Below are 7044 nucleotides of genomic sequence, written 5' to 3' on the forward strand. Positions count from 1 at the left end.
ATTTTGATTCATCATTCTCTTTGTGAAAAACATTCCAAACTTTCTCTCCACTTTTTCTGGGTAAGGTCAGATACTATAAACTATAAAAAAATTTCTCCGATAGTTCATATAACAAGTAAATTCACAAAATGAAGACTATTATTTTTATTACAGGTGTATCTACGGTTGGAAAATCAAGTTTGGCTCATATATTAGGTTCAAAGCTTTTTATGCCTAGAAACTTTGCAATTCCACTAACTATAGCTAACCCAAGAAAGGGTTCCCTACGTCATACCGCCGCGGTATCTCAGCATAGATTCCGCTAACGAGTAGCGGAATGACGAATTTGTTGTTTTTCAAATTGTAGGTAAACCTAAGCCACTTTAGCTATACTTGTAGAGAAAAAAGAATAGATGATGATCCTAAATATTTAATAAATTTGACTACTGAGGAATTTCAAAAATCTCAATTTTTTATTAATTGTGATATGGTACATTCTATCTTCATATAGCTTTCCTCTTCATACCTCAACTAATGAAATCAGAAGCATCAACTCCCTTTTGCAAGCAAGCAGCAATAACAGTGTTCATCATTAGAAATGCAATGGTCATTGGGCCAACGCCCCCGGGTACTGGGGTCATAGCTTTGGCTTTCCCTTTTATTCCCTCAAAGTCAACATCACCTACAAGCTTTCCTACGTTAACGCTATTTATGCCAACATCGATCACTATTGCACCTTTCTTTATCCAGTCTGCTTGAACAAAATTTGGCTTTCCGACTGCTGCAACTACTATATCCGCTTTAGAGCAATATTCAGCTAAATCCTTGCTTTGTGAATGCAAGATGGTGACAGTGCAGTTTTCTTGCAATAGCAGGTAAAACATTGGCTTGCCCACGATATTTGACCTACCAATTACCACTGCGTTTTTACCGGAAAGGTTCTCTTCAATTGACTTAATTAAATGCAAAGAACCTTTAGGAGTGCAAGGTATAAGGCAGTTTTTTTCACCTTTAACTAATTTGCCAACGTTTTCATCATGAAAGCCATCTACATCTTTTTCAACACTTACTGTGTTAATTACTCTGCTTGCACTAATATGATTTGGTAAAGGCAATTGCACTAAAATGCCATGCACAGATGGATCTTCATTTAATTCATTGATTTTTTCAATTAATTCATCTTCTGAAATATTATCAGGCAAAACAATGGTCTCAGAACTTATGCCTATTGATTCTGCTTTTTTCTGTTTGTTGCAAACATAAACCTGACTTGCTGGATTGCTGCCCACGAGAATTACTTTCAGGCAAGGAAAAATGTTATACTCTCTCTTTAAAATATCAATTTTTTGTGATAGCCTCTCACATAGGTCGTTTGCTATTTTTTTACCATCAATAATAATTGTCACTTCCTTGCCACTCCTTAAAGTCGGGTAATTTGATATCAAATAAATCCAATACTTTGCCAACAGAATGATTAATAATATCATCCAACGATTTCGGTTTAATATAAAAAGCAGGCACTGGTGGAGCAATAATTGCTCCCATCTCCGTTAATTTTAACATATTTTGTAAATGCCCAAGATGCAGTGGTGACTCTCGCACCATAAGAACTAACTTTCTTCTTTCTTTTAGCGTTACATCTGCAGTCCTTGTCAATAGATTGGAAGTAACACCTGATGCGATTTCAGACATTGTCTTCATAGAGCATGGTGCTACAATCATCCCTGAGGTTTTAAATGAGCCGCTTGCTATTTTTTCTCCAATCTTTTCTTCAGAATAGTAAAAATCTGCAAGCGATGTAATATCTTCAAGTTTTTCTTTAATTTCGTGAGCTAAAGTTATTTTCCCAGCACGACTTATCACTAAATGAGCTTCATAATCGACGTCTTTCAATGCTTCTAAAATACGCACACCGTAAATAGAACCAGATGCTCCACTTATTCCAATTACAATTCTGCTATTCACTTAACTCTTCTTCGTAGCTCATTCCCAATGCACGTTTATAGGTATCAAGCAATATTTCTTGTTCCTCTCTGTCATCATCATCCATCTTCCTCAGCCTAATAATTTGTTTCATCACTTTTATATCCCAACCTTCATCTGCGGCTTTTGCATATACATCACGAATGTGATCTTGCACATCCCTCTTTTCTTGTTCAAGTTTTTCGATTCTCTCTATGTAACCCTTCAACTCTTCAGCCGTTATTTTTACTGTATCTTCCATGAAACTCCACTAATTAATTGCTGCCACTAATACTACCAGTTCTTACTTGCACTTCAACAACAGTAATAATATTTTTATCTTTTTTTAAAATCTTAAAGCGAAAACCATACATGGAAAACTCCTCGCCTTCGTCAGGAATGCGCTCTATTTCATTTACAATCATACCTGCTAGAGTTGTAGCTTCTTCATCAGGGAGATTCCAGTATAACTGCCTGTTAATGTTCCTAATAGTAGATTTTCCTTCTATGTAATACACATTATCAGATATTTTCTTTATAAAATTCTCCGTAATCAAATCATGTTCATCCGAAATTTCTCCAACTATTTCTTCCAGTATATCCTCAAGAGTTACAATTCCCTGCAGTGCTCCATACTCATCAATAACAAATCCAAGGTGTTTCCTGTTCTTACGGAAGTTGTGAAGTTGCACGCTGAGCGGTGTACTTTCTGGTATGAACCAAGGCCTTGACATAACTTGGGTAATGTCAACTTCTTCCGCTTTATTATTCTTTTCACGCAAAGCATTTATTAGAGCTTTCACGTGAATTACACCTACAATGTTATCTGGTTCCTTCTGCCATAAAGGTACTCTACTGTGACTGCTGGTTAAAATCTCTCTTATTAACTCTTCTTTATTCCGATCTATATCAAGAGAAAATAGGTTTCTTCTATGGGTCATAATTTGTGATATCTCTGTCTCAGCCAAATCAAGTATGCTGCTTAGCATATCTAAATCCTGTTGCAACATAGTTCCTTCACTGCGGTGAAGAGTAATCATATTACGCATTGCATCCGCTGCAGATATCACTTCCTTATCTTTATGCAGCCCACATAATTTTAGGATGAGGTTAACAATAAATTGAATACCTAGTGTCAATGGAGAAAAAATCTTTACAAAAAACAATACAAAATAAGCAGAAAATGATGCAAATTTTTCAGGATTTTGAATAGCATAAGTTTTTGGTAGAACTTCGCAGAACAATAAAATACAAAATGTCATTATAATTGTTGATAGGAGAATGCCCTCATTTCCAAAAAGATTGATAAATATTGCTGTAAATAAAGCAGAGCAAGTAATATTAATAATTGTATTGCCGAGCAATACCGTTCCTATTGTCAATTCTTTCCTATTTAATAAGCGATCTATTACCCTGGCTTTTTTGTTACCGTCTAGCTTTAGCTTATTAACTCGAGAACGGCTAATTGAGGTCAAGCCTATTTCTGCTCCTGAGAACAAAAACGACAAAACTAACAAAACAAAAATTGCTGATGATACTAAGACCAATAACCAATCCATTAAAGTACGATGTTATTGTGATAAAAAATAAAATTAGTTTTACATGTTATGAAAGGCATTTGCAAGCCTGAATTTATATTGCCGAATTTTATATACCTTTAATCTTAAAAAACAAATCATAAAGCATATTACACGCTGCGTTCACATGCTCATCCTCAATGATAAGTGGTGGGGTTACCCTTACTACTTTGTTGTTTAAAACCCTAGTTATTATTAAACCTTTATCAAGAGATCGACTAATAATTTTATCAGCTACAGGAGTTGCTAGTTCTATTCCCATTAGTAACCCTTCTCCACGAACTTCTAAAATCATCTCAGGAAATTCTTTAGCTAAAAGCAACAGCTTTTCTTTTAAATCTTTACTAATTTTTTTAACATGATCAAAAAAGCCTTCTTTTAGCATTATATCGAGCACTGCATTACCAACAGTCATGGCAAGTGGATTGCCACCATAGGTTGATCCATGAGTTCCTGGAGTGATTGCTTCTGCTATATAATCTTTCACTAAACATGCAGCTAAAGGAAAACCGTTACCCATAGCTTTTGCACAGGTTAGCATATCAGGTTCAATGCCGACATTTTGATAATGAAATAAAGAACCGATGCGTCCATATCCGCACTGCACTTCATCAAAGCACAAAATTATTCCTTGAGCTTTTGTTATTTCCCTTACTTTTTGAAGATATTCTACGTCTAGTGGATATACTCCACCTTCGCTTTGTATGGGCTCTAAAAATACAGCAGCTATTTCATTGTTGATTTTTTCTTCTAATGCTTTAATGTCATTTCTTGGCACTTTATCAAAACCAGAAAGGAGCGGAGCGAAACCTTCGCGTGATTTTTCATTGCCTCCAGCAGAAATTGCAGCAATACTGCGGCCATGAAAGCCTCCTTCAATTGTAATAATACGATTACGTTTTGCTTGCCCTTTTGAATAAAAGTAACGACGAATAAACTTAATTGCAGCTTCTGTTGCTTCAAGCCCACTTGAGCAGAAAAAAACTTTATCTGCAAAAGTAAGGGTTGTTAAACGCTCGGCAAGCCTTTCTTGCTCGGGAATAGTGAAAATGTTAGAGCAGTGCCATAATGAGCTCGATTGCTCTTTCAGCTTATCTGTAATGTATGGATGACAATGCCCTAAAGAAGTTGTAGAAATACCTGCAGCAAAATCTAAATATTTTTTACCATCTTTATCAAAAAGATATGCCCCTTCTCCCCTGACTATAGGAGTGTCAAGTCTATTATACGCATTAACAACATGATCCATTTTATAAGTATTGTGGTATTATCTATACTATACCTGAAATGAATCCATTAACACAAAGCTTTTCCTTTAACCTCTTATGCTACTTCAACTAAAAATTTGGTTAATGCAAACCTTTTTTGTCATTCTATAGCTAAAGTGACTTGGTTTTACCAACACTTATTAGCCATTGTAAAAGTTTTTGTTTCTATTGAATGATAGTTGTAGCCTATGCAAGAAGTTTATTGACTTTGAGCGCACTTTAGCCTATACAATTTTAATATCTTAAACTACTGGACATGCCTGATCTAAAGACAATGATGTTAAATTTTGGACCTCAGCACCCAGCTGCACATGGAGTGTTGCGTCTTGTTTTAGAGATGGATGGTGAAGTGATCGAGAGGGCAGATCCCCATATTGGGCTTTTGCACCGCGGTACTGAAAAATTAATAGAACATAAAACGTATCTTCAAGCTTTGCCTTATTTTGATCGCCTTGATTACGTATCACCAATGTCACAAGAGCATGCATATTCACTTTGTGTGGAGAAATTGTTGCAATGTGAAGTGCCAATTAGGGCAAAGTATTTACGTGTCTTGTTTTGTGAACTGACGAGAATACTAAATCATTTACTGAACGTTTCTTCTCAAGCACTTGATGTTGGAGCAATGACCCCTCTTTTATGGCTCTTTGAAGAAAGAGAAAAAATACTGGAATTTTACGAAAGAGCTTCAGGTGCAAGGTTTCACGCAGCTTACATCAGGCCAGGTGGAATTGCAGCAGATGTTCCAGAAGATTTGATTGAGGATATTGCAAAGTTTATAGAGCAATTTCCAAAATATATAGACGATGTTGATGAACTTTTAACAGAAAATAGGATATGGAAGCAACGCACTGTAGGAATTAGTGAAATATCAATTAAACAGGCACTTGATTGGGGCTTTAGTGGCCCAATGTTGCGCGCTGCTGGGCTTGCTTGGGATTTGCGAAAAAGCCAGCCATATGAGATATATGATCAACTAGATTTTGATATACCGATCGGCCAAAATGGCGACTGTTATGACCGTTATCTAGTTAGAATGGCAGAGATTAGGCAATCTATCAGTTTGGTGAAGCAGTGCATAGAGAAAATGCCTGAAGGGCAAATAAAAACTGAAGATAGAAAAATTTCTCCACCGTCAAGAGCAGAGATGAAAAAATCTATGGAAGCTCTGATTCACCATTTTAAGCTCTATTCAGAAGGATATCACGTACCAGAAGGTGAGGCTTACGCAGTTGTTGAGGCACCAAAAGGTGAGTTTGGAGTGTATATAGTTTCAGATGGTACCAATAGACCTTATAGGTGCCGAATAAGAGCACCTGGCTTTGCGCATTTACAAGCCTTAGACTTTATGGCAAAAGGACACATGCTTGCTGACGTTGCAGCAATTATTGGCTCACTCGATATAGTTTTTGGTGAGATTGATAGGTAATCATTGGTACCCGTTCAGGCAATGGCGTCATGCAAGTAGCTGACACATAACTGTACGAACATTTGTTTGCAAAGGCAGTATGTTAAGTGTTATAGCCGATTTTGCCTCAAACACAAAGGCAGTGCCTTGACTACTTGGATCCAGAAAAATTGATTGTGTACTATACAACATTTTTGATCAAAAGCGTAACCGTTCACTGTTAGACTGCATTCTGTGATTTTTAGCAAAACATGATCTTTCATTTGAGCTTCCTTCAATTTAAAATAAATACAGAAAATTGCTGCCTATAGCTAAACTGACTTAGATTTACCAACAATCGTCATCCCGCTACTTGTTAGCGGCTAAGAGATACCGCGGCGGCATAGCTATCTTCAAAAATATGGTTGAATAATTGTGTGTATAATTATTAATATTTTTAAACACTTTGGCTATGGCTTTATCTAAGTTTCTCGACCCTAAGCTGGATTTAACCTGCAAAAAAATATGTAGGGTCAAGAACTGGCGCGCCTACTTTAGGGTTTGGTGGCTGATCCATTGTTTTCACAATAGGCCTCAATCCAAATTCCCATGTTAACGTTTCCAGCTCCCGCCTCGTCAAATGCAGCATCCGCACTACGCTTTCCTAGCAGATTCTTTACCAAAGTTTATAACATATTGTGCTGGTGATGCTTTCGGTGTGTAATACCTTATTCTGTAGTCTGAATATAGACCCAGCGTTTTGTATATCCATTCGCTACTCCACTTCTTCCAACCAAACCCTCTCTTCACTTTCAGCTAATAAGTGATTTTCTATTTCACCTTCCAAACTTGCCTCCAGCAGCTTTTTTAT

Annotated in this window: 7 protein-coding genes; 1 reads left to right on the forward strand and 6 read right to left on the reverse strand. The window is 36.6% G+C overall.

Translation table 11 applies throughout. From position 1 onward, the window contains the following. Positions 1-506: 506 nt before the first annotated feature. The 5 genes from folD to OZD61_RS00665 all read right to left on the reverse strand — a co-directional run bounded on the left by folD (position 507) and on the right by OZD61_RS00665 (position 4767). Positions 507-1385 carry a bifunctional methylenetetrahydrofolate dehydrogenase/methenyltetrahydrofolate cyclohydrolase FolD gene (gene folD, locus OZD61_RS00645; protein WP_264707023.1) on the reverse strand — a complete coding sequence of 293 codons (879 nt, stop codon included), beginning with the start codon at positions 1383-1385 and terminating at the stop codon, positions 507-509. Continuing rightward, positions 1369-1944 carry a UbiX family flavin prenyltransferase gene (locus OZD61_RS00650; RefSeq protein WP_274979468.1) on the reverse strand — a complete coding sequence of 192 codons (576 nt, stop codon included), beginning with the start codon at positions 1942-1944 and terminating at the stop codon, positions 1369-1371. Before OZD61_RS00650 ends, folD begins: the two co-directional genes overlap by 17 nt. Further along, positions 1937-2203, reverse strand: a complete 267-nt coding sequence (locus OZD61_RS00655) for a DUF2312 domain-containing protein (protein ID WP_010082293.1) — start codon at positions 2201-2203, stop codon at positions 1937-1939. Before OZD61_RS00655 ends, OZD61_RS00650 begins: the two co-directional genes overlap by 8 nt. 13 nt (positions 2204-2216) lie before the next feature. Beyond that, entirely contained in the window at positions 2217-3500 is a 1284-nt protein-coding gene (locus OZD61_RS00660; RefSeq protein WP_274979469.1) for an HlyC/CorC family transporter, read from the reverse strand. An 88-nt stretch (positions 3501-3588) separates the two neighbouring features. Further along, the gene (locus OZD61_RS00665) at positions 3589-4767 is read right to left on the reverse strand and encodes an aspartate aminotransferase family protein (protein ID WP_038249924.1); all 1179 of its coding nucleotides are present in this window, start codon (positions 4765-4767) and stop codon (positions 3589-3591) included. Between the two features lie 275 nt (positions 4768-5042). Between OZD61_RS00665 and OZD61_RS00670 the strand changes: the two genes are divergently transcribed. Beyond that, on the forward strand, positions 5043-6215 hold the full coding sequence (locus OZD61_RS00670; protein ID WP_010962676.1) for an NADH-quinone oxidoreductase subunit D: 1173 nt from the start codon (positions 5043-5045) through the stop codon (positions 6213-6215). A gap of 27 nt (positions 6216-6242) precedes the next feature. On the opposite strand, the gene OZD61_RS00675 is transcribed toward OZD61_RS00670, so the two are convergent. Next, positions 6243-6386, reverse strand: coding sequence for a hypothetical protein (locus OZD61_RS00675; RefSeq protein ID WP_153296793.1), 144 nt, complete (start codon positions 6384-6386; stop codon positions 6243-6245). Positions 6387-7044 lie beyond the last annotated feature (658 nt).

Source organism: Wolbachia endosymbiont of Drosophila bocki, from assembly GCF_028982005.1.
Taxonomy (GTDB): domain Bacteria; phylum Pseudomonadota; class Alphaproteobacteria; order Rickettsiales; family Anaplasmataceae; genus Wolbachia; species Wolbachia pipientis.

Excerpts from the sequence above, each read along its gene's own strand:
- OZD61_RS00665 (WP_038249924.1), bottom strand. The coding sequence starts at position 4,767 with ATGGATCATGTTGTTAATGCGTATAATAGACTTGACACTCCTATAGTC.
- OZD61_RS00670 (WP_010962676.1), top strand. The coding sequence starts at position 5,043 with ATGCCTGATCTAAAGACAATGATGTTAAATTTTGGACCTCAGCACCCA.
- OZD61_RS00660 (WP_274979469.1), bottom strand. The coding sequence starts at position 3,500 with ATGGATTGGTTATTGGTCTTAGTATCATCAGCAATTTTTGTTTTGTTA.
- OZD61_RS00675 (WP_153296793.1), bottom strand. The coding sequence starts at position 6,386 with ATGTTGTATAGTACACAATCAATTTTTCTGGATCCAAGTAGTCAAGGC.
- OZD61_RS00655 (WP_010082293.1), bottom strand. The coding sequence starts at position 2,203 with ATGGAAGATACAGTAAAAATAACGGCTGAAGAGTTGAAGGGTTACATA.